Origin of the sequence: Streptomyces rhizosphaerihabitans (assembly GCF_025399795.1) — a bacterium.
Taxonomy (GTDB): Bacteria; Actinomycetota; Actinomycetes; order Streptomycetales; family Streptomycetaceae; genus Streptomyces; species Streptomyces rhizosphaerihabitans.
This window is the reverse complement of the sequence record NZ_JAODTZ010000042.1, coordinates 26,946-52,938: the sequence shown is the minus strand read 5'-3', so window position 1 is coordinate 52,938 and position 25,993 is coordinate 26,946. Positions and strand designations below refer to the sequence as shown.

Annotated in this window: 19 protein-coding genes and 1 pseudogene; 6 read left to right on the top strand and 14 right to left on the bottom strand. The window is 71.0% G+C overall.

Annotation, left to right across the window (positions count from 1 at the left end; genetic code table 11):
- Positions 1-7: 7 nt before the first annotated feature.
- The 4 genes from N4G66_RS32320 to N4G66_RS32305 all read right to left on the bottom strand — a co-directional run bounded on the left by N4G66_RS32320 (position 8) and on the right by N4G66_RS32305 (position 6,613).
- A complete protein-coding gene (locus N4G66_RS32320) occupies positions 8-952 on the bottom strand; it encodes a nucleoside-diphosphate kinase (protein ID WP_261707818.1) in 945 nt (314 codons plus the stop codon).
- The gene (locus N4G66_RS32315; RefSeq protein WP_261707817.1) at positions 949-2,055 is read right to left on the bottom strand and encodes an SDR family oxidoreductase; all 1,107 of its coding nucleotides are present in this window, start codon (positions 2,053-2,055) and stop codon (positions 949-951) included. Before N4G66_RS32315 ends, N4G66_RS32320 begins: the two co-directional genes overlap by 4 nt.
- A gap of 74 nt (positions 2,056-2,129) precedes the next feature.
- A complete protein-coding gene (locus N4G66_RS32310; RefSeq protein ID WP_261707816.1) occupies positions 2,130-3,830 on the bottom strand; it encodes a nucleotidyltransferase domain-containing protein in 1,701 nt (566 codons plus the stop codon).
- Entirely contained in the window at positions 3,827-6,613 is a 2,787-nt protein-coding gene (locus N4G66_RS32305) for a phosphoenolpyruvate synthase (RefSeq protein ID WP_261707815.1), read from the bottom strand. The genes N4G66_RS32310 and N4G66_RS32305 overlap by 4 nt, the downstream gene beginning before the upstream one ends.
- 517 nt (positions 6,614-7,130) lie before the next feature.
- Between N4G66_RS32305 and N4G66_RS32300 the strand changes: the two genes are divergently transcribed.
- Both N4G66_RS32300 and N4G66_RS32295 read left to right on the top strand, forming a co-directional pair.
- Complete coding sequence (locus N4G66_RS32300) at positions 7,131-9,032, top strand: arabinofuranosidase catalytic domain-containing protein (RefSeq protein WP_261707814.1); 1,902 nt, start codon at positions 7,131-7,133, stop codon at positions 9,030-9,032.
- Positions 9,033-9,216: 184 nt separating this feature from the next.
- Positions 9,217-10,074, top strand: coding sequence for a YhjD/YihY/BrkB family envelope integrity protein (locus N4G66_RS32295; RefSeq protein ID WP_261707813.1), 858 nt, complete (start codon positions 9,217-9,219; stop codon positions 10,072-10,074).
- 15 nt (positions 10,075-10,089) lie between these two features.
- Here the strand turns inward: N4G66_RS32295 and N4G66_RS32290 are convergent, their stop codons facing one another.
- The 3 genes from N4G66_RS32290 to N4G66_RS32280 all read right to left on the bottom strand — a co-directional run bounded on the left by N4G66_RS32290 (position 10,090) and on the right by N4G66_RS32280 (position 13,690).
- Positions 10,090-10,899 (bottom strand): hypothetical protein, encoded by an 810-nt coding sequence (locus N4G66_RS32290; protein WP_261707812.1) that lies wholly within the window; start codon positions 10,897-10,899, stop codon positions 10,090-10,092.
- A gap of 147 nt (positions 10,900-11,046) precedes the next feature.
- Positions 11,047-12,759 carry a hypothetical protein gene (locus N4G66_RS32285; protein ID WP_261707811.1) on the bottom strand — a complete coding sequence of 571 codons (1,713 nt, stop codon included), beginning with the start codon at positions 12,757-12,759 and terminating at the stop codon, positions 11,047-11,049.
- Between the two features lie 193 nt (positions 12,760-12,952).
- A complete protein-coding gene (locus N4G66_RS32280; protein ID WP_261707810.1) occupies positions 12,953-13,690 on the bottom strand; it encodes a YoaK family protein in 738 nt (245 codons plus the stop codon).
- A gap of 235 nt (positions 13,691-13,925) precedes the next feature.
- Between N4G66_RS32280 and N4G66_RS32275 the strand changes: the two genes are divergently transcribed.
- Entirely contained in the window at positions 13,926-14,351 is a 426-nt protein-coding gene (locus tag N4G66_RS32275; protein ID WP_261707809.1) for a hypothetical protein, read from the top strand.
- A gap of 304 nt (positions 14,352-14,655) precedes the next feature.
- Here N4G66_RS32275 and N4G66_RS32270 read toward each other — a convergent pair whose 3' ends face one another.
- Both N4G66_RS32270 and N4G66_RS32265 read right to left on the bottom strand, forming a co-directional pair.
- On the bottom strand, positions 14,656-16,254 hold the full coding sequence (locus N4G66_RS32270) for a glycerol-3-phosphate dehydrogenase/oxidase (protein ID WP_261707808.1): 1,599 nt from the start codon (positions 16,252-16,254) through the stop codon (positions 14,656-14,658).
- Positions 16,251-16,850, bottom strand: a complete 600-nt coding sequence (locus N4G66_RS32265; protein WP_261707807.1) for a TetR/AcrR family transcriptional regulator — start codon at positions 16,848-16,850, stop codon at positions 16,251-16,253. Before N4G66_RS32265 ends, N4G66_RS32270 begins: the two co-directional genes overlap by 4 nt.
- Before the next feature lie 74 nt (positions 16,851-16,924).
- On the opposite strand from N4G66_RS32265, the gene N4G66_RS32260 reads away from it, so the two are divergent.
- Both N4G66_RS32260 and N4G66_RS32255 read left to right on the top strand, forming a co-directional pair.
- Positions 16,925-18,514: an FAD-binding oxidoreductase gene (locus N4G66_RS32260; protein WP_261707806.1), complete on the top strand. Its 1,590-nt coding sequence runs from the start codon at positions 16,925-16,927 to the stop codon at positions 18,512-18,514.
- A 189-nt stretch (positions 18,515-18,703) separates the two neighbouring features.
- A complete protein-coding gene (locus N4G66_RS32255; protein ID WP_261707805.1) occupies positions 18,704-19,585 on the top strand; it encodes a diacylglycerol kinase family protein in 882 nt (293 codons plus the stop codon).
- Positions 19,586-19,642: 57 nt separating this feature from the next.
- Here N4G66_RS32255 and N4G66_RS32250 read toward each other — a convergent pair whose 3' ends face one another.
- From N4G66_RS32250 to N4G66_RS32240, 3 genes and pseudogenes are all read right to left on the bottom strand, one after another.
- The gene (locus tag N4G66_RS32250; protein ID WP_261707804.1) at positions 19,643-20,596 is read right to left on the bottom strand and encodes a L,D-transpeptidase; all 954 of its coding nucleotides are present in this window, start codon (positions 20,594-20,596) and stop codon (positions 19,643-19,645) included.
- A 328-nt stretch (positions 20,597-20,924) separates the two neighbouring features.
- Entirely contained in the window at positions 20,925-21,692 is a 768-nt protein-coding gene (locus N4G66_RS32245) for an alpha/beta hydrolase (RefSeq protein WP_261707803.1), read from the bottom strand.
- A 295-nt stretch (positions 21,693-21,987) separates the two neighbouring features.
- Positions 21,988-23,364: pseudogene (locus N4G66_RS32240) on the bottom strand (MFS transporter).
- Between the two features lie 431 nt (positions 23,365-23,795).
- On the opposite strand from N4G66_RS32240, the gene N4G66_RS32235 reads away from it, so the two are divergent.
- Positions 23,796-24,584, top strand: a complete 789-nt coding sequence (locus N4G66_RS32235; RefSeq protein WP_261707802.1) for an SAM-dependent methyltransferase — start codon at positions 23,796-23,798, stop codon at positions 24,582-24,584.
- Between the two features lie 111 nt (positions 24,585-24,695).
- Here N4G66_RS32235 and N4G66_RS32230 read toward each other — a convergent pair whose 3' ends face one another.
- A complete protein-coding gene (locus tag N4G66_RS32230) occupies positions 24,696-25,073 on the bottom strand; it encodes a fic family toxin-antitoxin system, toxin component (protein ID WP_261707801.1) in 378 nt (125 codons plus the stop codon).
- Positions 25,073-25,318, bottom strand: coding sequence for a hypothetical protein (locus tag N4G66_RS32225; protein WP_261707800.1), 246 nt, complete (start codon positions 25,316-25,318; stop codon positions 25,073-25,075). The genes N4G66_RS32230 and N4G66_RS32225 overlap by 1 nt, the downstream gene beginning before the upstream one ends.
- Positions 25,319-25,993: the final 675 nt, after the last annotated feature.

Below are 25,993 nucleotides of genomic sequence, written 5' to 3'. Positions count from 1 at the left end.
CCGCTCCTCAGTTCGCGGGGGCGCGGACGGTGTCCAGGTGGCGGCGCCAGGTGTCCGCGTCGGCTCCGTCCAGCACGGGCGCGCGGCCGGGGTGCCGCATGGGGAGCACCTTTGAACCGACGATGACGGTGTCCCACGGGTCGAGGTCGATCCCCTCTGCCCAGGCGGTCTCCAGCAGCGCGCGCGGGGTGGTGGCGGCGTCGGCGCCCCCGTGCCGGGATACGGCATCGCGCAGCCGTGCGACAGCGGGGTCGAAGTCGAGGTCCCGGGGCTTGGTGGCGGCGTACAGCCGGCCGGTCAACTCCAGTGCCTCCAAGGTGCGGTCCTCGTCGGCGAGGGCGGAGCGGAACAGGCGGTCGCGCGCGGTGTCGTCGAAGTGGACGGCCAACTCGCGCAGGACGTCGGCGGGTTCGTCAGCGGTGTGCGCGAGGTTCAGCAAGTAGCTGTAGCGGCCCAGGAGATGGCGCAGCTGGCCGGGCCGGCGGGTGTCCGGGTCCGTGGGCCCCTTGAGCCGGGTGAGTTCGACCGACGCGGGCACGTCCAGGTCGTGCTCGGGGCGGACGAGCAGGACGAGGGCGTCGGCGTCCTCCAGGAAGAGTGCGGCCAGCCGCCTGCGGTAGGGGGTGGCGAGATTCCACTGGAAGTACCACAGGGAGCGGATCATGGTGCGGGTCAGCCGGGTGACCGCCGCGCCGACGATTCTGAAGCCTTGCCCGGACAGCCATTCCACGGCCGCGTCCAGCCTGCGGGCCACGACGGCGTCCGGCTTGAGCAGCAGCGCGGCATGCCGGTGGGCGAAGCCGGTGATGTCGCCGGTGAGGGCCGCGAGTTGTTCGTGGCTCTCCTGGTAGTAGGTGTCGGCGCCGTACAGCCGTCGCTTGTCGGGGTGGCAGGTCAGCAGGGGGGACACGGGGATGCCGTACGAGGGCTCGGCGAGGTGGGCGGGGGTCATCGGTGGGTGCTCCCGTCGGGTCGGGCGGCGGCCGGCTTCTTGGGCGGGGACGGGCCGAGATAACCGGTCGCGAGGCAGTGGTCGAGGAGGCGCCGCAGGTAGGGCCGTCCGCCGGACGGCGCCGGACGGTGGCCGAAGGCCTCGGCGTGGGTGGCGTCGAAGCGGACACGGCGCCGGAAGTAGGGGTCGTACAGGGAGACGACACGGTCGTAGTAGGGGCGTTCACGGCCGGGCAGGGCCTCGGCGGAGAACGCGGACGGGGGGACGAACCGCGGCACGTGGAACGACGGGTACTCGGCGAGGACGTCGGACATGTCCCGCAGCGTCAGCTCGTGGCCGACGGCGTGCAGGGTGCGGCCCTCGGCGTCCTGGAAACGCGTGGCGGCGGCGGTCACGAGGTCGGCGACGCGGTCGACCGGGACCAGATCGAGGACGGCGTCGTGGTGACCGGGCACGGTGCGTACCAGGCCCCTGGTGAGGACCCGGAGCACGGGGTAGATGGTCTTGAGGTCGCGGATGCGGCCGGTGCGGGCAGCGCCGGTGACGATGCTCGGGCGGACCACGGTCACGGGCAGACCGTCCGCCGCTGCCTTGCGGACCAGCGTCTCGGCGGCCAGTTTGCTCTTCTCGTAGTCGTTGCCCGGGCGTTGGCCGAGGTCGAGCTCGTCCTCGCGGGCGATGCCGTCGCGTTCCCCGCACACGTAGGCGGTGCTGACGTGCACCAGCGGGGTACGGCCTGCCGACGCGAGGGCCAGGACGTGCCGGACGCCCTCGACGTTGACACGTTCGTACCGGTCCTTCGGGAGTCCGAAGTCGGTGACGGCGGCGCAGTGCACGATCCGGTCGGCGGTGGCGGCGAGCCGTCGGTCGTCGTCGCTCAGCCCGAGGCCGGGGCGGGTGATGTCGCCGGTGATCCGGATGAGGGTGCCCCGACCGGCGGTGAGTCTTCTGCCGTTGTTGCGGACGAGGTCGCCGTTGCGGTGCACCAGCGCCAGCACGGTGTGGCCCGCGGCGCCGAGCCGGGCGGTCACTTCGGCGCCCACGAAGCCGCTGGCACCGGTCACCAGCACCGTCATCGGATCGGACGTGATCGGATCGGACATCGGTGAATCCTCCGCGCGGAACGTGGGGTGGGGTGCTGTCCCGGAGCCCGGTGCGCTCCGGGAGCCCGGTGCCGTCACAGGGCCTGGTGCGGCTGGGCCCCGTTGCCGGCCAGTAGGTCCCGGGCCTCTTCGATGGGCAGCTCCGCGCCGAGATGGGCGCCGATGCGCAGCCAGTCGTGGCCGAGTCGCAGGGTCGCCCGCCAGGTGTCCGCGGAGTCGAAGGAGAGCGGGAAGGAGTCGGCGCCCACGGCGCCGCGTACCAGGTCGATGAAGAACCGCAGCTCCCCGAGGAGAGCGTCGCCGTCCTTCACGCAGTCCACGCCGCACCGCAGCAGTTCCCCGGCGCGGACCCCGATCGGCCGGGTGGCGGGCGGAAGCAGGTCCATGCGGCGTACGAGGTCGGAGTCGGCGGGCAGCGGGTTGACGCCGTGGGCGCTGAACAGTGCGCGCAGCGCGGCGTGCACGGCGCGCCGCGCGGTGAGTTCGGCGACCCGCCACTGGCCGCGTTGCAGCGCCCCGGTCAGATCCTCGACGGCGTTCTCGACGACCACGTTGGACCACACCAGGGCCATGGCCGCGGCGGCGAACCGGTCGGCCGGCACGGGCATCAGGTCGACGGCGCGGGGTCCGCCGACGGCCGCGCCGCGCACCGACAGCAGCGGCTGTGCGGTGGAGGGCGGTGGGGTCACGGGGCCGGGCGGGGCGGCGAGCGGCAGCGAGGGGGTGACGGGGCCGCCGCCCTTCCAGGCGAGGCGGATCAGTCCGTAGCGCAGGAAGACGGCGAGCAGCGCGCCGGGTTCGGTGACGCCGGTGCCGGCGGCCTCGGCCAGCACACGGGGCAGCGGCCTGCCCAGGACGAGGGAGCGCCAGACGGCTCCGGCGTCGGGGCCGAGGGCGAACACCTCTCGGCCGCCGCGGACGACGTGGACGCGTTCACCGGTCTGCCAGGTGGTCACCCCGGCCGCGCGTCGGACGGTGAGCCGCTCGGGCCGCCGGGGAACGTCGGTGAGTCCGAGATCCTCGGCGAAGTCGAGGCAGGCGGTCAGGAGGGCTTGGGCAGCGTCGGTGCCGGCGTCCGTGCCGGTTCCGGTGTGGGTGCCGGTGCCAGTGTGGGTGCCGGCGGGCTGGAGAGCGGCCGCTTCCAGGGCCCAGTAGCGGTCGCGTATGTCCACCCGCCCGGCCCGGTCCAGTTGCATGGACAGCCATTTGGGTTCGAGGTAGGTCTCGCCCAGGCCGGCCGCCCAGGACTTGACGCTCTGCACAAGTGCGGCGCGGGTCCAGTCGACGGCTTCGTCACTCTCACCGAGGCACAGCAGCGCCGTCGCGTGCCGCAGGGACTGACGGGCCCGGTGCGCCCACCAGTCGGCGGCGATCCGGCGGAACCGCGCCACGGGCAGCATCGCCTTCACCTCCTCGACCAGGGCGTGGCCGCGCAGCGGGTGGCTGTGCAGCACCCGCTGGCAGCGGTTGAGGAGATCTTCGGAGAGCCGCCCGGGCCGCTCGGCACCTTCCTCCACCGCCCGTAACTGGTCGGCGAGTTGGCGCAACGACCGGGTACGGATCTCCACCCGGCGGCCGTCCACGAAGAGCAGCGACGGCATGGTCGGCGGGTCGTCGTCGAAGCGGCCGACGAGCAGGAAGTCGATGTCGGAGGAGGGGTTGCCGAATCCCTCCGCGATGGAGCCCTCCAGGGCCACGGCCCACTCGGTGCCAGGGGGCAGTTCGGCGAGGGACTTGTCGAGCAGGTCCTGCAGCCGGTCCTCGCTGAGAATCACTGGTGTGTCTCCGTTCGGGGGCTGTCCGGAGCATCGGTCGTCCTGTCCGGAGCATCGATCGTCCTGTCGCGCGGCGGGTCGGCGAGGACGGTCACCGTCCCGGCGCCGCCGTCGACCCGCAGCCGGGTGCCGGTGCGGATCTCGGTGGTGGCGCCCTTCACCTGAACCACCGTCGGAATACCCAACTCCCTTGCCACGACGGCGACATGAGTGAGCGGGCTGCCACGTTCGATGACGAGGGCGGCGGCCGAGGGCAGTGCGGTCACCCACCCCGGGTCGGTGCGGTAGGTGATCAGGATGCCGCCTCCGATGTCGCGCGGGGTGTCGGTGACCACGGCGGGCCCCTCGGCGACGCCGGGGCAGCAGGGGACGCCGGTCAGCTCGCGGGCACCGCTGGGGGCGGCCGGGCCGCTGCTCCATCCGGCGCGTTCCAGGTTGCCCGACCAGTACGGGGCGCCACGGGTGGTGAAGCGGGAAGGGGCGTGCAGCGCGGTGTCGGCGGCGAGTTGCCTGCGGCGCAGCACGACGAGGTCCCGCAGTTCGGTGTGGGCGATCATGCCCTCGTAGGCGCCGCGGATCTCCTCCAGACGCAGCAGGAACACGTCGTCCCAGGCGTCGATGGCACCGGCGCGCGCGAGGTCGCGGCCCAGCGCGCGCAGCATGCGCTTCGCCGATCCGAAGGCGCGGGTGCGGCAGAACCTGAGCCGTTCCCGGTCGGCGAGCGCCGCGCGGGCCTTGCCCCGCACCCGTTCGTACAACAGGCGGCGCGGGCCGCGCAGATGCCGGTCGAGGTAGGCGTCGGCCTCGTCGCCGCGGTCCGGCGCGCCGCCGTCGCCGGTCTCCGCCAGCACGTCGCGCAGCAGCGTGAAGAGTCCTGCCGGATTCTCGTGCAGGTCGGCGACCTCCAGCTTGAGTTCGTCGGGGCTGCGGTAGCCGTAGTCGGCGATGTACGCGTCGACGGCGGCCAGGAACCGGGTGTGGCCCGCGTCGCGCAGCGCCCGGTGCAGGTCGGCGCCGGGGGCGCGTTCCAACAGGTGCAGGATCCCGGTGTCGGCGCGCGCTTGGGCGGCCAACTCACGCAGTGCCCACACCGGTTCGGCGGACTCCAGCGCGCCGCCGGGAGCCGCCGCGGCCCAGGTGAACCATTCGGGCGCCGCGGGAAGCCATCTGCGGGTGAGCAGCGCGAGCAGTCCCACGGAGAGCAGGATCGTCGCGTCCAGGGTCTGCATCGGACCCCATTTCTCGATGAGTTCCCGCTGCAGCCGCCGGAAACGACGGTAGGTCTCGTCTCCGGGCAGTGCGTCGTAGTCGACGCTGTTGAATACCGTGTACGCGCGATAGAAATCTCGGTGAAACGTCTCCACCGATTTCCGGATGGTGAGGAATCTGCCGGCGAAGATCATCGTTCGTGCCAGGCGTGAGATCCGGCCGCGCAGTCCGGGCCGGGGCGGGAACGGATGGAGTGTGTCGGCGACTTCGTCGGAAATACTCTCGGCGACACCGAGGGATTTCTCCAGGACGCGCCGGTTGAGCGGGTACAGCGGGGCGAGGCGCACCATGCGGTACCAGTGGAACAGGTTGTAGTAGACACGCCCGTGGACATAGCCGAGCAGGTGCGGGGTCCACTCCTGCACCGCGCGCAGTTGCTCGCCGCGGACACCGAGGGCACGGGCGTAACTGTCGTATACCTTCGCGTAGGTGTCTGCGGCGAAGCTGTAGGTGAGCGGGGACACGACGCCGCTGAAGCTCTCGATGATGTTGGAGTTGTCCCAGATCCGCAGGTCTCCCGCGGGCTCCGGCGCGGGGCCGGCGGCCGGGGCGAGGGTGGTGACCGGCCGGCTCTGCAGGATCCACAGGGTGTCCTCGGCGATGGCCCATTCGATGTCCTGGGGGGCGCCGTAGTGAGCGGTGACGCGGGCCCCGGCCTCGTGCAGCCGGACGAGGTCGGCGGCGGTCAGGACCGGTGTGGCGCGGTCCTCGTCGGCGACGGGTGACACCCGGCAGCCGACTCCGGATCCGGCGTCGTAGCGTTGCTCTTTGTCGCCGATCACCGTGGTGAGCGGCTCGCCGGTGGTGGCGTCGAGGACGACGGTGTCGGCGTCGACCGCGCCCGAGACCAGTCCCTCCCCCAGCCCGTGGACGGCGCTGACGACATACCGGTCGGCGCATTCGGCCGTCGGATCGGCGGTGAACAGCACGCCGCTGCGCTCGGCCGCGACCATGCGCTGAACGATGACGGCGACCCCGCCGGCGTCGGGCGGCAGTCGGTGCTGCGCCCGGTAGCACAGGGAGCGTTCGGAGAACGCGGAGGCCCAGCAGCGGCGGACGTGGGCGATGACCTCGCCGAGACCGCGGACGTTCAGGAAGCTGTCGAACTGTCCGGCGAAGGAGTGGCGTGCGCCGTCCTCCCGCGCGCCGGACGAGCGGACGGCCACCGCGCCGCCGCCGGCCAGCCCGTAGGCCAGCCCGATGGCGTCCGTGACACGGTCGTCGAGCGGTGCGGCCTCGATCAGGCGGGCGATCTCCGCAGCGATCCGGCCGGCGCTCGACCGGCGGTCGTCGGCGAGCAGCCGTGCCAGGTACTTGTCCAGTCCGCCGCCGCGGCAGAATTCCGCGAATACGTCCAGGCCGATGATCGACCAGCGCGGTACTTGAAATCCGGACGCGGTCAGGGTGTGCAGGTTCTTCCCTTTTCCACCGGCCCATTCGGTGGTCAGGGATTCGTCACTGGATGGTGTGAGGACGTGCAGGGACCGGTGTTCGGATCCCGTGGTGGGCGACAACGCGTTTCCCCTCCAAGGGTGTTACTCGACCTCGCCCGAATGTTGCACAGTAGAGCCGGTCAAAAAAACTCCGGCGGGCCGCAGTAGTCGCTTTTCGGTCGTCGTAGGTTTTTCAATTTCCGGGTCGCACACCGCTGTTCAGGGCGCCCCGCGGGGATCCGACGGCTTACGGGACGATCCGGCCGAAGTAGGTCGACCCCGCTGCCGAAGTAGGTCTACCCCGCTCCGGAGTCGCCCGGTCGCGGCGGGCGGTACGGGGCGGCAGCACCCCATTCGTCCGGACTGGCACCGGCATTCCGGTACGGCGGGAAGGCCGCGTCGGGGATGGGCCACCACACCAACCGCGATCGCCGCAAAGCCACACGTTCGGACACAGGGAAGGGTCGACCAGAAAGGAAAGCAACAAATATTGACGCAATCGACCAACGCGCGTAACTTCCGACTCAGTCGTCAGGCAGCCTGAACTCGGCTGCTCCGAGGGCGAGTTGTAGCTCCACCCTCCACCTTGGGAGCACACATGCGCAGAAGAAGATCTGCCTCCTCGCGTCTCTTCCCGTCTCCGGCGGCCGGGCCGGTACCCCGACCGCTTCGACTGCGTCGCGCCCTGCTGTCCGTCGCCGCCGCACTCGGCCTCCTAGTGACCTTCCTGGTCGGCATGCCCGGCGTCGCCCAGGCGGCGGGCTCACAGCCCTGCGACATCTACGCCGGCGCGGGCACCCCGTGCGTCGCCGCCCACAGCACGACACGCGCGTTGTTCTCGGCGTACAACGGCCCGCTCTATCAAGTCACCCGCGCCTCCGACGGCGCGACCTCCGACATCGGGCTGCTGTCGGCCGGCGGCTACGCGAACGCCGCCCAGCAGGACAGCTTCTGCGCGAACACCACGTGCAGCATCTCGAAGGTGTACGACCAGACGTCCCGCCACAACGACCTGTTCCCCGGCCCCGCGGGCACGGCCGGAATGGGTGCCGACCGCGGTGCGGACGCGAGTGAGCTGGCGGTCACGGCGGGCGGCCACAAGGTGTACGGGATCTGGATCTCCCCCGGCGTCGGCTACCGCTCGCACGGCGCCGCGTCGGGCGTCGCCGTGAACGGCCAGCCGGAGGGCGCCTACATGGTGGCCAGCGGCACCCACGTCGGCTCCGCCTGCTGCTTCGACTACGGAAACGCGGAGTCCACCCCGGCCGACACCGGCAACGGACACATGGACGCCGTCTCCATCGCCACCACCTGCTACTTCGCGCCCTGCAGCGGCTCCGGACCCTGGATCGAGGCCGACCTGGAGAACGGCATGTTCCAGGGCGACAACGGCTCCAACACCGCGAACAAGGGCAACAACAGCACGTACGTCACGGCCGTCCTGAAGAACAACGGGCAGACCACTTACGCGCTGAAGGGCGGCAACGCGCAAGCGGGCGGCCTGACCACCTGGTGGGACGGAGCGCTGCCCACACGGGGCGGCTACCGGCCGATGCAGCAGGAGGGCGGCATCATCCTGGGCACGGGCGGCGACAACAGCAACTGGAACATGGGGACGTTCTTCGAGGGTGTCATGGTCTCGGGCTATCCGACCGACGCGGCCGAGAACGCCGTCCAGGCGAACATCGTCTCCGTCGGCTACTCGGGCCAGACCAACGTCCCGAACGGTCCGCAGGGCACGATCGGCGGCCCCGGAAACCAGTGCGTCGACGTCGCCGCGGACGACACCGGGGTGAACGGCACCGCCGTACAGCTGTGGAACTGCCAGTCCTACGCCGAGGACCAGTACTGGACGCACAACGCCAACGGGTCCCTCGCCACCATCGGCCGCTGCCTGGACATCATCGGCAACGGCACCGCCAACGGCACCCAGGTCGAACTGTGGGACTGCAACGGGGTCGGAGGCCAGAAGTGGGTGCAGCGCGCCGACGGCTCGCTGTTCAACCCGCAGTCGGGCCGCTGCCTGGACTCCCCCAACGGCGCCACCGCCAACGGCACGCGCCTGCGGATCTGGGACTGCAACGGCTCCGCCGCCCAGAAGTTCGCCGTCAACGCGGGCGCGCCCGTCACAGGACCGGGCGGCACCTGCGCCGATGTGGCCGGGGACGACAACGGAGCCAACGCCACCGCCGTACAGCTGTGGGGCTGCCAGTCGTACGCGGTCGACCAGCACTGGTTCCACAGCTCGGACGGCCGGCTGCACACGCTGGGCCGCTGCCTGGACATCATCGGCAACGGCACCGCCAACGGCACCCAGGTCGAATTGTGGGACTGCGGCGCGGCCGGGGGGCAGGTCTGGCAGCAACAGGCCGACGGCTCCCTGCTCAACCCGCAGTCGGGCCGCTGCCTGGACTCCCCCAACGGCGCCACCGCCAACGGCACTCGTCTGCAGATCTGGGACTGCAACGGAGCGGCCGCCCAGAAGTTCGCACTGGGCTGACCCCACCTCGTCGCCCCTCGGCCCGGCCGGACGGCTCGCCTTCCGGCCGGGCTCACCCATGACGCGGGGGACACGGGCGGCCCGCCGACGGTCGTGCTGCGCGGGATCCGTCGTCCGGGGCGAGACCGATACGACGCTCTCCCAAAACTGTTGGGAATGTCGGCGTCTGTGGTAATCGACCTGCATGTCGAAGAAGGCTCCCCCTGCCACCGACCACCACGACCGACCATCCGTGCGGGTACGGCTGTGCCGGGCGCTGCGCGATTCCCCGGCCGGCCGAGGATGGCGGCGGAGCAGAGAGATCGAACTGGGCCAGAGGTCGCTGGGCTTCGCGGCGCTCGGATTCCTGACCCTGGTGCCGCTCCTGATCGTCGTCTCCGCCGCCGATCCGGCGCACGGGCGGGGGTTCGCGCAGTGGCTGGGGGACGGGCTCGGTGTGTCGAGGGCCGCCAGGGACCAGGTCGCGCGGTTGTTCGCCGGGCCCGCACAGGTATTGCAGACCACGACCGCCTTCGGACTCGCCGCCCTCGCCGTCTTCGGACTGAGCTTCGGTGCGGCGGTACAGACGGGCTACGAGAAGGTCTGGGACCTGCCCCCGGCCCGCTGGTACGCGAGATGGCGCCAAGTGCTGTGGCTCGCCGTGCTCATCGGATCCCTCTACGTGTCCGCGACCACCACACTGTGGCGCCACTCGGCCGTCGGCACGCTGACTGCTGCTCTGACCGCCGTCCTGTTCTTCTGGTGGTCGCAGTGGATGCTGCTCGGCGGCCGGATCGCGTTGGGGGCCCTGCTGCCCGGCGCGGCCCTGACGGCACTGGGTCTGCTCGGTCTCCGGGTCTTCTCCCGTCTGGTCTTCTCACCGCTGATCGCCTCCAGCGCAGTCACCTACGGCCCTTTCGGTACCGTCCTGGTCGTCCAGTCCTGGCTGGTCGGTGTGGGCGTCGTCGTCTTCGCCGGCGCGTTGCTGGGGAGACTGGCGCATGAGGAACTCCCCACCGTGGCAAGGGCGCTGAAGGAGCGGGCCAGTCGTCGAGTGCGTTGACGCTCTCGTGCGCAGTCAGCCGGACCCACTGAGCGCGGTGTCGGGCTGCTGGTCGGGCAGGGGCGCCGGGGTGGGCTCCCGGTCCCAGCGCAGAGCGAGAATCGTCACCGGTACGGCTATGAGTGCCGAGATGATCACCGCCATGACCACGGCCGTCCAGGTGTCCCAGATACGGCCGACGCAGAGCGCCACGGCAAAAGGCGGGACGACCACGCCCACGCATTTCGCCACGCCGAACGGGACCCGGGGAACGACGGGGCGGCCGGTGGCGGCGCGGTGTGCCCGCCGGACGCTGCCGAAAGCGGCGATGAAGGCAAGGGCCGCCAACCAGGCACAGGCCAGGGCGATTCCGACGAAGCCGGTGGCGTCCTCGTCCGGCAGCCCGGGAAGCGTCTCGTGGACCCCGTCGTGTCTGACGGACACCTCGACGTTCCGCCAGGCGGTGACCTCGACCTCCTCGCCCGGCTTGATGAGCTCCGACAGATCGCCGTGCGAGTCGAGGTCGAGCGCCTGATCGGCGGGGGCCGGAACAGGCGGCCGCAACCTCACCCGGAAGACCGTCGCCTTGCCACTTTTGACGTTCTCGGCGGAGAGCACCGTCCCACGAATCGTGCGCAGGCAGTCGGCCGTGTCCGGTGCCGCTCTGTCGCCGTCGCAGGGCCGGGCGGCCAAGAACGCCTTCTCCGTGGCAACCCGCTCGGGAACGGCGACGCTCACACCCGAGGCCACCGCCAGCAAGGCCGATCCGAGCAGCGTCCAGGCCGCCGCGTGCCGCCACGCCTGCCGCCGGCTTCGCGCCGACACCCACATGTCCACCGTCTGCACGGCCGCTCCCCCCACGTTCACTTCACTCCGGGCACAAGTCAGCCACACGCCACCGACGGGTCGTCAGGGTGCGGCTCGGAACATGGAACCCCCGCTGGACTGCCGGTATCCGGCAACATCGAGGGTTCCCTCACGGGCCGGCCCGCATCAGCCGGAGTTGTAGCCCCATCGAGCCCGGCCGTCCCTGCCCATGAAGCACTTCGCGGGCCGCCCGTCGGCAGTGGTCGCGATGGCGCCCACGGGAGAGCAGTACCCTCCGAACTGGATGCCGGGCCGGCTGCCGGTGGTTCCGCCCGTCGTCCCGGAGGAGCCGCCCGTGGAGCCTCCTGTGGAACCGCCACCGCTGGTGCCACCTGCGGACGTGCCACCCGACGTACCACCTGCCGAGGTGGAGCCGCTCGTGCCCCCGGTGCGCGGCTGCGGTTTCGGTTTCGGTTTCGGTTTCGGTTTCGGTTTCGGTTTCGGTTTCGGTTTCGGTTTCGGCTTCGGGCTGGGCTTGGTGCACTGGTCACCGGGACCGATCAGCCAGAGGCCGGGTTGGGTGGGCAGCGAGACCTCGTGGTCGGGTTCCGGCTGCTGGCGGCACACCCGCCAGTCGTCCACGTCACGCGATCCGCCGTCCAGGCGCTGCCCTGTGTACGCGTGCCATGCGGCCGGGTGCTCGAGGCCGAGGTCGCCGAGGAGACGTGAGGCCCGGTCGTACCTCTCGCCGACGAGGCCCGGCATGACGATCCGTCGCAGAGCGAGCAGTCGCGTCGGGCATGCCTCCTTCTCGGGGACCGCGTAGAGCGTCAGCGCACTGGCGGACGGGCGAACCGTCTCAGCGTGAGAGGGCGACTGGAAGCAGACCCGAAAGCCGGGTGCCGAGGCCGGCACCCGGCGGAAGGACGAGGAGGCATCGGCCGTCGTCACCTTCATCCAGGACTGGCGTCGTGCGTCCGCGACGGCCGTGGTGAGGGCCGCTCCCTTGAAGTCCGGCACGACGACGGCGTGGTCGGCCCCGGCCCGGGCGGGTGTCTCGTGCCCAGCGTTCCAGGCGGCCGAGACCATCGCTGCCGCGATGAGGGAGGCGAGGACGGGGCGTCTGCGGACCCATGCCGAAAGACGTGCCCTGCCACGGGGGCGCAGGGAGGAGTCGGCAGGCAGGAGTTGTCCCGACTCGGCGAGGAGTTCCCCCTTCGGGTCGAGCCGGGATCCGTGAAGTCTGTACTCCTTGCCGTCGACGACGATCACGGCGGCGTTGAGGATGCCGGACTCGCGGCGAAGGATGGACACCGGTTCGGGCACCCGTGTCGCCTTGGGCGCCATCAGGTTGCGGACGAGGACGAGTCCGTTCCCGGTGAGCGCGGCGTAGCCCCAGCCGCACTGATAGAGAGACCGTACGGATTCGCCGGGTTCGAGCTCCGCGAGCAGCGCCTTCTTGTGGTCGTCGGGCAACGAGATCCGCTCGCCCGCGACGACATCGGCCAGGCGCGGATCATCGGCGGACGAGCCGGACACCGTCGTTCCGGTCCCCTGCAGAAGTTCGCCCGACGCGTCGATCCGCGACCCCCACAGGGTGATGGCCAGCCCGTTCACGGACACGTCCACGCGTGACGCACCGCTGTAGGCAGGGCGCAGAATCACCAACGGCCTCACGACGCGCGAGGGCGCCTCTCCGCTCAGGAGAATGAGCGCGTCCCGGGTGAGCGCGGCGTAGCCCAGCCCTTGGTGATAGAGGGCCAGTACCCTCTCCCCGGACCGAAGGGTACGAAGGAGGGCCTCCGCCCTGCGGAGTGGAAGGGGGACGACTTCGCGTGCGGCCACCTCGGCGGTGCGCGGGTCGTCACGTAGCAGACGCTGCGCAGCGGTTGGGGACATACGCGGAGAATAGCCGCTGCCGATCTTCGACAGAAATACTGTTCCACGAACCGATGCCCGGCTGTGACCTGCACAGATACTGTCGCCCTGACTTCAACTCGGCAAGCGCGGCGGCAATCGCTGACGCCGCGAGAGACCTCGGTGTTCCCGGCCCGTGGCGCCGTCGCGGGGCGGGGCTGCCCGGGAGGGGAGTTCAGCCGATGAGCTCCGGCGCGAGCAGGTGATACCGCACGAGCAGTACGTTGAGTGCGGCGACGATCAGGACCGCGGCCGCGATGGCGAGCAGTGCATGTCCCGTACCCCACGGCGTGATGAGTGTGCCGAGGGCGCCACCCGCGAAGATGCCGACGACGGTCGCGACGAGTCGGACCCGGATCGCCCCCCGTTGCCGAGGTCCGGAAATGGACCCGGTGAGGCCGTGGATGAGGCGGACCAGCGACACCTGGACCAGCAGCGTCGGCATGCCGGGAACAGCCGCGCGCAGGGCGGTGTCCGCGCGCAGGCCCATGGCGAAACCGACCATCGCGATGACCAGGTTGTCCGGGTCGTCGGCGAGTGAGCCCGAACCGTGCCGCCACAGAGCTGTCGCACCCGCGAGCGCCAGGAGCACCCCTTCCACGGTCAGGGCTGCCGCGAACCAGTGCCGGTGTCGTGCGACGAGTCCGCTGGTGGCCAGGGCTCCGGCCGCGGCCCCCAGGACGAAGGCGATCAGGGCGATCGCGGGGCGCGCCACCGGTACCTGTCCTTCGCCGGCGACGGCGAAGGACAGGAAGAGCAGATTGCCCGTGGCCAGCGCGGTGAAGACATGCCCCATGGTCAGGAAGCTGACCGCGTCGACCGCGCCCGCCAGGACGGTGAGGGTCGCCATGACGACGGTCTGCTCGCGTTCGCGTCGTTCCGCCGACGGCTGGGGACCGGGTTCTTCACTCATGAGGTCAGTCTCGTGAACGCCGAGTCCCGAGCGGCCCTCTCCGGGCCGACACGCGACGACCATGCCGCAAATGGACGGTGCGGCACGTCCCGCCGTCGGCGGGCTGCCCCGTCCAGATGCGTTCGGCCCGATCTTCGACACAGGTCGGCGGGCCGAGCCAGGAGGTGTCCGGCCCTCTGTCGGTGCCGTCTCCTAGGCTGCTCGCCGGCTGATCAATTGAGTTGAGGAGAAAAGCATGGGCGGCGATTGCTGGACACACACTGGCCCGTACGAGCGGGACCTGGCGGCCGCGTTCCGCCGGGCTCAGGAGGAGCAACTGGCCGAGGACGACTACGGCTTCCCCGGCCGGACGGTGGAAGAACTGTGGCAGGACCCGGAGTGGCACGAGTACATCTTCACCGGTGGCACGGGCACGGTGCTGGACCAGCCCGAAATCATCGACGCCACCGACCACTCCAACGACGGCCCGTACATGCGCCCCCTGACCGACGAGGAGATACGGGCCTTCGCCCCCGACGGACGCCCGACCTTCGTCGAGTGGGACGGTGCCCTGGACTCCGAGCAATTGGAGTTCCCGGGTCGGGCTCAGGGCAGGTGCACTGTGCTGTACACGGACGGTGAGCCGACGCACATGGGCTACTGGGGAGTGACAGCGGACTAAGGGCTGTCCCGTAATCCCCGGCGGGCGCACGACGACAGCTACGGCACCTCGCCGCGTTGTCGGATCGCCCGAATACGCCCAGTATGAGGACGACCCTCCGCCTTGCGATGCACCGCATCTGACGCCGCGCGCTGATCCACCGGGGATTACGGGACAGCCCTTAGCGTGCCTTGTGTGTGCGGCGGCGGGGAGTTCCGGCCGCCCGGTCCTCCCCGGCGCGCCGTCAGGTGGCGGTGACGGCCGCCGCCGCGCGTCCTGCCCGCCGGCTCCGGGACGTCCGCGCGGAACCGCCCGTGACGACGTGTCAGGCAGGCCGGGCGGCGGCCGCGGCGAGGGCTTCCCGGGCGGCGGGCACGGCCGCGGCCCGGTCCTGCGGCACCAGGCCGATGCGGGTACGCCGGTCCAGGAGGTCGGCCTCGTCGAGGGCGCCCTCGTGCAGCACGGCCCACAGCAGCGCGGCCCGCGTGACCGGGTGTCCGGGCACCACGGGCTCGTTCAGCTCGGGGTCGCGGGCGCCGAGAGCGTGCACGGCGGGGGCCTCGGCGCCGTAGCGGCGGATCAGTTGGCCGGGGGCGGCCAGCGAACCGAGCCGGTGCGGGGCCACGGCTCCGACCAGCGGCAGGGTGGCGGTCGTCGAGGGACCGGCACGCAGGCCCCGGGCCTCGACCGCCGCGTCGACGGCGTCCTGCGCCATGCGCCGATACGTCGTGAGCTTGCCGCCGACCACGGTGATCACTCCTTCGCCGGAGGTGAGGACGGCGTGCCGGCGCGAGATGTCGGACGTGCGGGCGGCCTCTCCCGATCGTGACGGCGCGGCGTCCAGAAGCGGGCGCAGCCCGGCGAAGGCGCCGACGACATCGGAGCGCCTCACCGGCGTGTCCAGGGCGGAGCCCAGGACGTCCAGCAGGAAGCCGACGTCCGACTCGGGCACCTGCGGCACGTCGGGGATGTCACCGTCGACGGGTTCGTCGGTCAGGCCGACGTACACCCGGCCGTCGTCCTGCGGCAGGACGAGGACGAACCTGTTGCTCTCGCCCGGGATCGGGATGTGCAGGCCCGCGGGCAGCGGCCCGAACAGGTCGGCGCGCAGCACCAGATGGGTTCCGCGCGAGGGTCGGATACGGATGCCGTCGACCAGGTCGCCCGCCCACACCCCGGACGCGTTGATGACCGCGCGGGCCCTGATCTCGCCCTGTTCTCCGGTGAGTTCGTCACGGACGCGGGCGCCGGTCCCGCCGATCTCCAGGGCCCTGACCCTGGTGAGGATCTTCGCGCCGTGGGCGGCGGCGCTGCGGGCGAGCGCGGTGACGAGGCGGGCGTCGTCGGTCACCTTGCCGTCCCAGGACAGCAGGCCGCCGCGCAGGCCGCCGGGGCGGACGGACGGTGCCAGGTGGCGGGCCTCCACCGCGGAGAGGCGGCGCGGCGCGGGCAGGGTGGCGCGGGAGGTACGGGCCGCCAGCCGCAGGGTGTCCCCGGCGCGGAAGCCGGCCCAGGTCAGGGCGGCCTGGCCGCGCGACACCAACGGCGTCAGGGGCAGCACGAAGGGCTGGGCGCGCACCAGGTGAGGGGCGGTGCGCTCCATGAGGACACCGCGTTCGACCGCGCTCTCGTGGGCGACGTCGAGCTGCCCGGAGGCCAGGTAGCGCAGCCCGCCGTGGATGAGCTTGGAACTCCAGCGCGATGTGCCGAAGGCGAGGTCGTGGGCGTCGACGGCGACGACGCTGAGACCGCGCGCGGCGGCGTCGAGGGCGACGCCGGCGCCGGTGGCACCGAGTCCGACGACCAGGACGTCCACCACGTCGCCGTCCATGGCCTCGGTCAGTTCACGGCGGCGGCGGGCGGCGGAGAGCGACGATCCGGGGGCCGGGACAGCCGGGCCGGACGGACTGCTGGTGGGGCTCATGGCGTGAGGGTCCTCTCCAGAAGGGTGCGCAGCTCGTCGAGGAAGGCGGTGCTGGTCAGTTCGGGGTCGTCCTCGTCGGTCATGGTCCGCAGCGACAGGGTGAAGGACTGGACCACCAGCAGCACGGCACGTGCCTGCCGTCTCGTGGGGGCGAGCCGCACCGACCCGTCGGCGTGGCCCTCCGCCAGGGAGTCGGCGAGGAAGCCCAGAAGAGCTTCCTGGCTGGCTCCGCGGCGGTCCAGTACGTAGGGCAGCAGCAGTTCGGGGTCGACATCGATGATCTTGCGGAAGAGGGGGTGGGCCCGGAACGCCTCGACTCCGGCCACCAGCCCGTCGACGATCAGGGAGCGCGTCTCCTGGCCCGGCCGCCGCTCCGGCATGGCGCCGGTCGCCGCGTCGACCCATTCACGGGTCATCAGATCACCGACCAGCGACCGCACATCGGGCCAGCGCCGGTAGAGCGTCATGCGCGAGACGCCGGCACGCCGGGCCACGTCCGTCAGGGTGGTGCGCCGGACTCCGACCGCCAGGACGCAGTCGCGTACGGCGTCGAGGACGGGATCACTGTCCGAATGGTTGTGACGAATAGGCGTCATGTGTCACAGTGTAACGCCCTGTGCGGCCGTGCGGGAGACGGCGCGTCGCGAACCGACCGATGAGGACTACGTTCATGGACATGCTGTGGAGTGGCTGGGGCGACCCGGCCAAGGCGGCACCGCTGCCCGACTCGGTGACCGGACTGCTGCGGGATCTGCTCGGCGTCAAGCCGCGGGACACCGACACGCACGATCTTGAGGAGATCTCCGTCCCCGAACCCCCGCCGGCCACCGCCCTGCGCGCGCTGGCGGACGCCGTCGGCGGTGCGGCCCATGTGCGCACCGACACGGAGAGCCGGATCAGGCACACCCGCGGAAAGTCCACACCCGATCTGCTGAAGATCCGCGCGGGCGATGCCGGGGACGCCCCCGCGGCCGTCGTCCTGCCCGCGACGCACGACGAGGTGCTCGCCGTGCTGCGCGCCTGCGCCGAACACGGTCTCGCCGTGGTCCCGTTCGGCGGCGGCACCTCCGTGGTCGGCGGCCTCGCCCCCGAGCGGAGCACCTTCGTCGCCCTCGACCTGCGCCGTATGAACGGCATGCTCGACATCGACCCCGTCTCCCGCACAGCCACCCTCCAGCCGGGCCTGCGCGCCCCCGACGCGGAGGCGCTCCTCGCCGAGTACGGGTTCACCCTCGGGCACTTCCCGCAGTCCTACGAGTGGGCCACCATCGGCGGATTCGCCGCTGCCCGTTCCAGCGGACAGGCCTCCGCCGGATACGGCCGCTTCGACGAGATGGTCCTCGGTCTCACCCTCGCGACCCCGAAAGGCACCCTGGACGTGGGCCGCGCGCCCCGCTCGGCGGCCGGCCCCGACCTGCGGCAGCTGATCCTCGGCTCCGAGGGCGCCTTCGGCGTCATCACCTCCGTCACCGTACGGATCAGGCCGCTGCCGCAGACCCGAATCTACGAGGGGTGGCGGTTCGCCTCCTTCGAAGAGGGCACCACCGCTCTGCGCCGGCTCGCCCAGGACGGACCGCGCCCCACGGTGCTGCGGCTGTCCGACGAGACCGAGACCTTCGTCGGCCTCGCCCAGCCCGACGCCATCGGTTCGGCCGAGGCACCGACGGACGCCGGATGCACGGCGATCGCCGGATACGAGGGAACCGAGGAGGACACGGCATACCGTCGCGAGCAAGCCGCCGCGGTCCTGCGCGCGGCCGGAGGCACCTACCTGGGGGCCGAGCCCGGCGAACGCTGGGCGCACGGCCGCTACTCGGCGCCCTATCTGCGCGACGCCCTGCTCGACGCCGGGGCCTTCGCGGAGACCCTGGAGACCGCGACCTTCTGGTCACGCGTACCCGAGCTCTACGCCGCAGTGCGCGCCGCACTGACCGGGACGCTCTCCGCCGCGGGAACCCCGCCCCTGGTCATGTGCCACATCTCGCACGTCTACGAGAACGGTGCCTCGCTCTACTTCACCGTGGTCTCCGCCCAGGGCGAGGACGCCGTGGCCCACTGGGCACCCGCCAAGCAGGCCGCCAACGAGGCCGTCCTGGGCGCGGGCGGAACCATCAGCCACCACCACGGAGTGGGAACGGATCACCGCGACTGGTATCTCCGGGAGGCGGGGCCGCTGGGCATCGAGGCCCTGCGGGCCGTCAAGCGGCGGCTGGACCCCGACGGTCTTCTCAATCCCGGGATCCTGCTGCCCATCGACTGAGTCCCGCACTGCGCGCCTCCCGGCGGCCCAGGGCCGCCGGTGCGTCATGTGGCTCCGGCGCCGGCTCCAGCGCCGTTGCCTTGCTCAGGATCCGGCTTCGGCTTCGGCTTCGGCGCCGAATCCGTTGCCGTGCTCAGGCTCCGCCCCCGCACCTCTCCGTCCCACCCGACCCCGCCCGGAGGCACACCGATGCGACAGTTCACCGCCGTCGTCAACCCCACTGCGGGCGGCTCCACCGGGGCGGCGGCGCTGCTACCGGTCGCCCGCCTGCTCCGGGAGGCCGGAGCCGGACTGGAGACCGAGTACAGCCGCAGCCTGGCCCACGCGCAGGAGCTCGCACTCCACGCCGGGGAACAGGGCCGGATCGTCCTCGCCGTCGGCGGTGACGGGATCGCCGGCGGCATCGGCGGTGCCCTCAGCGGGACGGACACCGTGCTCGGCCTGGTACCGGCGGGCCGCGGGAACGACTTCGCCCGTGCGCTCCGACTGCCCACCGCCGCACCGGACCTGGCCCGCGTCCTGCTCTGTCACGAGCCGCGACGCGTCGACACCATCGAGGTGGAATCGGCGGTGCACCCCCGCACCGTGGTCCTGGGCAGCGTGTACGCGGGCGTCGACGCGCTCGCCAACCAGCACGCCAACCACGCACGCCTGCTGCGCGGAGCCGCCTCGTACTACGCCGGCGGTCTGCGCGCGGTCACCGGCTGGCGTCCGGCGTCGTACCGCGTCACCGTCGACGGAGACGAACACCTCCACCGCGGCTACACCGTCGTGGCCGCCAACTCCGCCTACTACGGCTCCGGACGCATCATCGCTCCGGACGCCCGGACGGACGACGGCCTGCTGGACGTCGTCATGATCCGGGAGGCCCCGCGCCGTCTGTTCTTCACCCTGATGAACGAGCTGAAGACCGGCGCGCACACCGAGCGCCCCGAAGTGGTGATCCTGCGGGGCCGGGAGATCCGCATCGAGGCCGACCGGCCCGTGCCCTACGGCGCCGACGGGGAGGTCGAGGCCACCCTCCCCGTCACGGCCCGGGTGCGGCCGGGCGATCTGGCCATGCTCTTCTGACCGCCCCGGACCCGGTGCATCGACACGTCCGCGACGGACCCGTCGCGGACGCGCACGTCACCCCGCGGTGGCTTCTCCGCTCGCGCTGCCCGCCAGCCACTGGTCCCAGCTCAGGTTGAAGGCGGCGTAGCCGTTGTCGGCCGAGGCCTTCGCCCGCGGGGAGCCCGTGACGGACACCGGGTCGCCCTGCTTGACCTGGCCGTAGAACCACTTGGCGTCGGACATCGACAGGTGGACACAGCCGTGCGAGCCCCGGGCACTGCCACTGCCGGGGTTCGGGTCACCCGTCGAGTAATGGACGTAGGTGCCGGACTGGGTGAGGTGAACATCCCAGGGAAGGGTCAGGTCGTAGTAGTTGGCGGCGCCCTTGGTGCAGCTGATGCCGACGCTGCACGAGGTCATGTGGACCTTCTCCTGCTTGTCGATCACCGCCATGACGCCGTTCCACGTGGGGTACTCGGCGCTCCCCGCGTTGATCGACAGGGTGCGCACGGGCGCGCCGTTCTTCGTCACCTTCATGGTGTGTCCGGTGACGGACACATCCGCACGGACATCGTCACCGACGGTGAAGTCGTGCACGTAGGAACGCGTGCCGTAGCGGCCGTTGCCGTTGGCCACACCCTTCAGATCGGCGGTGACCTTCACCTTCGTACCGGCGGCCCAGTACGACTTGGGCCGCCAGTCGGCGCGCCGGTCCCCGAACCAGTGCCACGCACCGGTCATCGGCTGGGAGCTGGTCACCTTCATGTGCTTCTCGACGTCGGCGCGGGCCTTCGCGCCCACCGGATTGGTGAATATCACCGAGATGGGCATCGCGACACCGACCGTGGCACCGGTCTGCGGCGTGATCGTCTCCAGCAGCATCGGTGGCCCCGCGGGCTTCGATGGAGACGGCTTCGCGCTGGCCGTCGGTTTTGTCGACCCGCCCTTTCCGTCGTCGGAACTCGCCTTCGGTGCCCCCCCGCCACAGGCGCTGGTGCCCGCCAGCACCGCAACCATGACGAGTGCCATCGATATACCGCTACGTCGCTTCACATCTACCCCGGCTCACAATCGTGCCTGCCTCACTGCATTGTTGGACTCCCGGCGCCCGCCCGCGGTTGCAGTCCATGTGTAAAGCACGGTTCAAAACCCGACACGAGAGGTCCCGCACGGCACGGATCAGCCGATCCGCGAGGCCCGGGCCGCCGCCGTTGTACGAGGTCGACCTGGCCGCGCAGACGGGCAAGAGGCCGAAAACCGTCCCGGCATGACACTCTGTCGGGCCGCACTGAGGGGTATTCGGCACCCGGCCGGACGCCTATACCCCTCAGTTCAGGTCACGTCACGTCACGTCACGTCACGTCGATGAGGGGACGCCGACCCGGCCGAAGTGCCGGGCGAAGAACCGCACCGCGCTGTCGGCTTCGAACCGGGGCAGTTCCTTGTGCCTGCCGGCGTTGGCGTGCAACGTCTTCTCCTTCGAGGCGAAGGCGTCGAACAGTGCGAGACCGGCCTCGCGCGGAATGTGCTCGTCGTCCCACTGCATGTCGAACTCGACCGGGACGGTGATCTGCTTCGCCTTCTCGGCCAGGGCATCGGGCCAGTGCTGACCGAAGACGGCTGCCGTGATCCTGGGTTCGATCGCCACGAGCGGCACTCCGATCGCGGTCCCCATGTTGATGCCGAAGTAGCCGACCAGCCCTTCCGAGCCGATCTCCGGAAGTGTCTGGAGGGCGTCCAGGGTCGCCCGCCACTCCGGCACGGCGAGCTCCGCCAGGTGCTCGTTGTAGCGGATGACGATCGGGCCCTCCGGCTCGCCCGCCGACCTCGCCCGGTACAGCGCGGCGATCTCCTGCTCGTCGTGCGCCGTGCGCGGCCGGTCTCCGTGACCGGGCGCGTCGATGACGGCGACGTGGAAGCCACAGCCGGACACGAGGCGCTGTGCCCTGCCTGCCATGGCCGGTGCCTTCTTGTGCGTACCGCCACCGTGCCCCATGAGTACCAGGGGCGCCCGATCGATGCCGGAGGCCGGAGACCACAGGACGCCGGGGATCTCGCCCACGATGAAGTCGCGCTCGATCATGCCGTTCGACGACGACTCGGCGGTGAACTGCAGAGAATGCATAGGTCTTGCCTTTCGGAGTGCCTTGTTGTCGAGGCGCTCCCGGCGACACCTATGGCAAGGGCCGAACCGTGACGGACAGGGGGAGCACCCACATGCATACAGCGTTCATGGGTCTCACCTCCTCGGTCGACGTCACGGCACGCGCAAGCTACCAGCCCGAGCATCGTCCCGCCCAACCCTTTTTTTCCCCTGCCCCCGCCGACCGGAAATCGGGCCTCGGACTCCGGAAACTCCGGCCGAGGCGTTCGGCCGGCCATGGCCAGGACAGACCTGACGAAGGCCTGGGACCGAAGGCCTATGAGCGAGTTCCAGGAACCGCGTCGGCCTCCTCCTCCGCCGCAGGATCCGCCTTCGGCGTCCCGCTGTTGGAGCGGATGAGCGGGACCAGCAGCCCGGCACCGGCCACGGAGAGCAGGGCAACCACCCGCAGTACCCCCTCGATCGCCGAACCGTCGGACGCCGCACCACTGGCGGACCCACTGATCGTCTCCAGTACGGTCGCGGCCACCGTCACGGCCACCGCGCCCCACAGCACCAGCGAGGTGAGCACCAGCCCGGACGCCGCCGCCAGCCTCCCGGCGGACACGTACGACTGGGTCGCCGCGTTGGTGAGTGCCCAGCCGAGCCCGATGCCCACGCCGATCACCGCGAACACCGCGGTGCACAGCGGCAGCGGATCCGCCCAGGTCAGCGCGAACAGCGCCGCCCCGCTGAGCAGCAGCCCCACCGCCATCAGGACCTCCGCCCGCCACCGGCGCGCCAGGTGCCCCGACCAGTAGCTCGCCGCGCCGACTCCCGCCGACAGGGCCAGGAAGACCAGTCCCGAGTCCAACGGCGACAGTCCGCGTGCCTGCTGCAGATACAGCGCCGACAGCACCGCGATGAGGCAGTACACGACGTTCGACACCGTGCCGGCGGCCGTCACGGTCACGAACGGCCTGTTGCCCAGCAGGGACAGGTCGATCAACGGTTCCGCCGTGCGCCGCTCGACCGCCACGAACAGACACAGCATGACCGCGCCCGCGGCGAAGCAGGCCACGGTGGCCGCCGAGCCCCAGCCCCAGGCCGACCCCTGGTCGACGGCGAGCATGAGCGCTGTCAGACCGCAGGCCAGGGTGACCGCACTTGGCAGGTCCATCCCCCGCGCGGCCCCCTCGTCCCGCGACTCCCTCACGTACCGGAGCATCAGCAGGGCCGCCAGCGCGCAGAACGGCACGTTCAGCAGAAACACCGCACGCCGGCTGACGAGCTCGGCGAACGCCCCGCCGACGAACGGCCCCAGCGCCGTACCGATCTCGCTGAAGGCGAGAACCGTCCCGACGGCCCGGCCCTGACGATCGTCGCGGAAGTGCGAGGTCACGACCGCCACCGCGATGGGCAGGATCAGCGCGGCGGTCATCCCCTGGACCACCCGTCCCGCGGTCAGTCACGCCGAGCTCCGCGCGGCGCTGCACACCACCGACATCACGGCGAAGCCCGTCAGACCCGAGACGATGACCCGTCTGCGGCCGTACAGGTCGGCTGCCCGCCCGCCGACGATCATCAGCGCACCGAGTGCCAGCATGTAGCCGCTCACCAGCCACTGCAGGTTCGTGGTCGGTGTCCCGAAGTCGCGGCCTATCACGGGCAGCATCAGGTTCAGGGCGAACCAGTCCATCTGCACCAGCAGCATCGAGATCGAGGCGGCGGCGATGACCGCGTGGTCCCGGCGCGAGAACAGTCCGGGCCTCCGGCCTGCGGATCCGCTCACGACGACCATCCCCTGCCACGGGCCTCTCCTCCAGCCTGCGTGCGCTCGCGGAGCCCCGCAACCGAAGCATGCTCGGCCTGCCCGTATCCAGGTACCGGGCAGGCCGGCCGCTCCGCGGCCCCGCGCTGGCCGCCCCGGCAACCACAGGCCCGGCGGAGCAGCTGACGGAGCTGAGCCGTGGGCGGTCGACCGTGCTGGTGCTCGGGCATGTCGTGGTGCTGGGCATGTCGTGGTGCTCGGCCGGTCGGGCCAGGTGTAGTCCAACTCCCTTACCGCACCTACCACATGGAGCCGCCGAGTAGGATGATCGAACACTCGGCCTGCCGCGTTTTCGTGGTGCGATGGGAGTTTCCATGACGATCGACCGACAGTCGTTTCCAACGCTCGACACCAGCAAGGCGCATCCCGCGCGGGTCTATGACTGGCTGCTGGGCGGCAAGGACAACTACCCGGTCGACGAGGCGGTGGGAGAGAAGCTGCCGCCCGAGGCGAGGGACGCGGCCCGGCAGAATCGCGAGTTCATGCACCGGGCGTCCGCCTGGCTCGCCGAGCAGGGCATCGACCAGTTCCTGGACATCGGCACCGGGATTCCGACCAAGCCCAACCTCCACCAGATCGTCCAGGACATCACGCCGACGGCGAAGGTCGTCTACACGGACAACGACCCGATCGTGCTGCGTCACGCCGAAGCGCTGTTGGTCAGTCGGCCCGAGGGGGTCACGGACTACATCCAGGCCGATGTGCGGCGGCCCGAGGAGATCGTCCAACACGCCCGGCACATCCTGGACTTCACCCGCCCGATCGCACTGTCGTTGATCGCGCTGATGCATTTCATCCCCGACGAGCAGGACGCCCACGACATCGTCCGCAACCTGGTCACCACGCTGCCCCCGGGCAGTTACCTGGTGTTGTCGCACGCCTCCTCCGACCTGTTTCCGGAGCTCTCCGCGCAGGTCACCGCCGAGTACGCCAAGGGCGGCATCCAACTCGGCTTCCGTACCCGGACCGGGGTGCAGAGCTTCTTCGACGGCCTCGATCTCGTCGAGCCCGGCCTGGTGACGGCGACGGAGTGGTTCAGGTCTGCCCGCAGGCCCAAGCCGGAGGACAGTGGTATCTACGCGGGAGTGGCGCGCGTCCGTTGAGCCGACCCGGCCCGTCCAAGACCCGACCAGCCGTCGCGTCGAAGGGCCGACCCGCCCAGAACGCGGCCGACCCGGCCGCCGGGCGGGCCTGGGTCGAACCGTCACCGCGGATCAGGTGACCGCGGGCCAGGAGCGCAGCAGCACGGCGATCTTCGCGGCGGTGCAGCCGGGGTCGCGGAGCAGATCACGCAGTGCCACGGCGTCGTCCCGGGTCGGTTTCACGGGGATTCCTGAGGCCTCCAGATACATCACGCCCGTCGCCGCCGCGACGGCCATGTTGGAGCGCTCCAGCCACCGGCACCGGCCGAGGACGTGCACCAAGGCGGCGGCGCGCGCGTAGGCGCCGTCGTAGACCGGCTGTTCGAGGAGCTGCGCCTGGTGGCAGGCGACCGCGGCCACCGGCACCCCGTAGTCGTCGGGGGCCGGATCGCCCGCCCCGGCGATCTCGGCGACCTGCAGGATCCAGGGGACGTCGATGTGCAGATCCATTACGCCGCGTGCGCCCGCTTGGCGGTCTGCCGTACGTCTTCGGCCTCGACCTCGTCGAAGACGTCCTGGTGCTCGTCAAGAAAGCGTCGGGCGGCGTCCAGGCCTCGGGCGCGCAAGCCGTCGGCGTCCTCCAGGACCAGCTGGGACAAATATTCCCCGACACTCTGCCCGCGGTCCTTGGCCCTGGCCTTCGCAAGCTCCAGGACGTCTTCGTCGATCCGTGCGCCTACCTGTGTCCTCGCCATATCGGCATGGTAACAGCCGTTACCACTCGCGGGGAGTGCCTCTTCCGCACCCCTCCGTCCGCGCCCGGCGCCAGGCATGCGCGTCCATGCGGGTGGCGTATGGGACAGCGGCGAGCCCCCGAAGGCATGACCGGCGTTGTGCAACGTACCTGCCCACGATCATTCGGAGAGGACGTCCCATGCGTCGAACCATGTTGTTGTCTGTCTGTGCTCTCGTCGCCGCCGCGGCAACCGGATTCTTCACCACCAGCGCCATCCGCAACCGCTGATTCCACGACGCCCGCACGCGTCCCGCAACCGCACGGGTCCGCGGTGGTGACGGCCGCCTGGCCGCTGTGGCCGCCGCGGACATCTCACGCCACCCGCTGGTTCATGAGCGACGTCCCCCACCGGTGCCGAACGCCCGAGAGACCGAGTCGGAACGAGACCGGACGAAAGAACCGGAGAGCCCCTTCCCAGGAGGGCGCGCCGGCCTCACAGGTCCCGTACCGAGGCGGTCCTGTCGGCTCGTACACCTGGGCCGCGCCCTGCGCCACGCCGTCGAGCGACAGGAACTCCTGCAGAATCGACTTCACCGCGCTCTGTCCTTCCTCGGCCCTGGGTGCCTGGCGCCCCGGCTCCCGCACCACCCGGTTCGTCCGCGTCCGCCGTCCCCCGTATCGACCGGCTTCCGGA

Excerpts from the sequence above, each read along its gene's own strand:
- N4G66_RS32275 (WP_261707809.1), top strand. The coding sequence starts at position 13,926 with ATGGGCGGCGATTGCTGGACACACACTGGCCCGTACGAGCGGGACCTG.
- N4G66_RS32315 (WP_261707817.1), bottom strand. The coding sequence starts at position 2,055 with ATGTCCGATCCGATCACGTCCGATCCGATGACGGTGCTGGTGACCGGT.
- N4G66_RS32265 (WP_261707807.1), bottom strand. The coding sequence starts at position 16,850 with ATGACGCCTATTCGTCACAACCATTCGGACAGTGATCCCGTCCTCGAC.
- N4G66_RS32320 (WP_261707818.1), bottom strand. The coding sequence starts at position 952 with ATGACCCCCGCCCACCTCGCCGAGCCCTCGTACGGCATCCCCGTGTCC.
- N4G66_RS32280 (WP_261707810.1), bottom strand. The coding sequence starts at position 13,690 with ATGAGTGAAGAACCCGGTCCCCAGCCGTCGGCGGAACGACGCGAACGC.
- N4G66_RS32230 (WP_261707801.1), bottom strand. The coding sequence starts at position 25,073 with ATGGATCTGCACATCGACGTCCCCTGGATCCTGCAGGTCGCCGAGATC.
- N4G66_RS32295 (WP_261707813.1), top strand. The coding sequence starts at position 9,217 with ATGTCGAAGAAGGCTCCCCCTGCCACCGACCACCACGACCGACCATCC.
- N4G66_RS32260 (WP_261707806.1), top strand. The coding sequence starts at position 16,925 with ATGGACATGCTGTGGAGTGGCTGGGGCGACCCGGCCAAGGCGGCACCG.
- N4G66_RS32285 (WP_261707811.1), bottom strand. The coding sequence starts at position 12,759 with ATGTCCCCAACCGCTGCGCAGCGTCTGCTACGTGACGACCCGCGCACC.
- N4G66_RS32245 (WP_261707803.1), bottom strand. The coding sequence starts at position 21,692 with ATGCATTCTCTGCAGTTCACCGCCGAGTCGTCGTCGAACGGCATGATC.
- N4G66_RS32270 (WP_261707808.1), bottom strand. The coding sequence starts at position 16,254 with ATGAGCCCCACCAGCAGTCCGTCCGGCCCGGCTGTCCCGGCCCCCGGA.
- N4G66_RS32235 (WP_261707802.1), top strand. The coding sequence starts at position 23,796 with ATGACGATCGACCGACAGTCGTTTCCAACGCTCGACACCAGCAAGGCG.
- N4G66_RS32225 (WP_261707800.1), bottom strand. The coding sequence starts at position 25,318 with ATGGCGAGGACACAGGTAGGCGCACGGATCGACGAAGACGTCCTGGAG.
- N4G66_RS32255 (WP_261707805.1), top strand. The coding sequence starts at position 18,704 with ATGCGACAGTTCACCGCCGTCGTCAACCCCACTGCGGGCGGCTCCACC.
- N4G66_RS32250 (WP_261707804.1), bottom strand. The coding sequence starts at position 20,596 with ATGGCACTCGTCATGGTTGCGGTGCTGGCGGGCACCAGCGCCTGTGGC.
- N4G66_RS32300 (WP_261707814.1), top strand. The coding sequence starts at position 7,131 with ATGCGCAGAAGAAGATCTGCCTCCTCGCGTCTCTTCCCGTCTCCGGCG.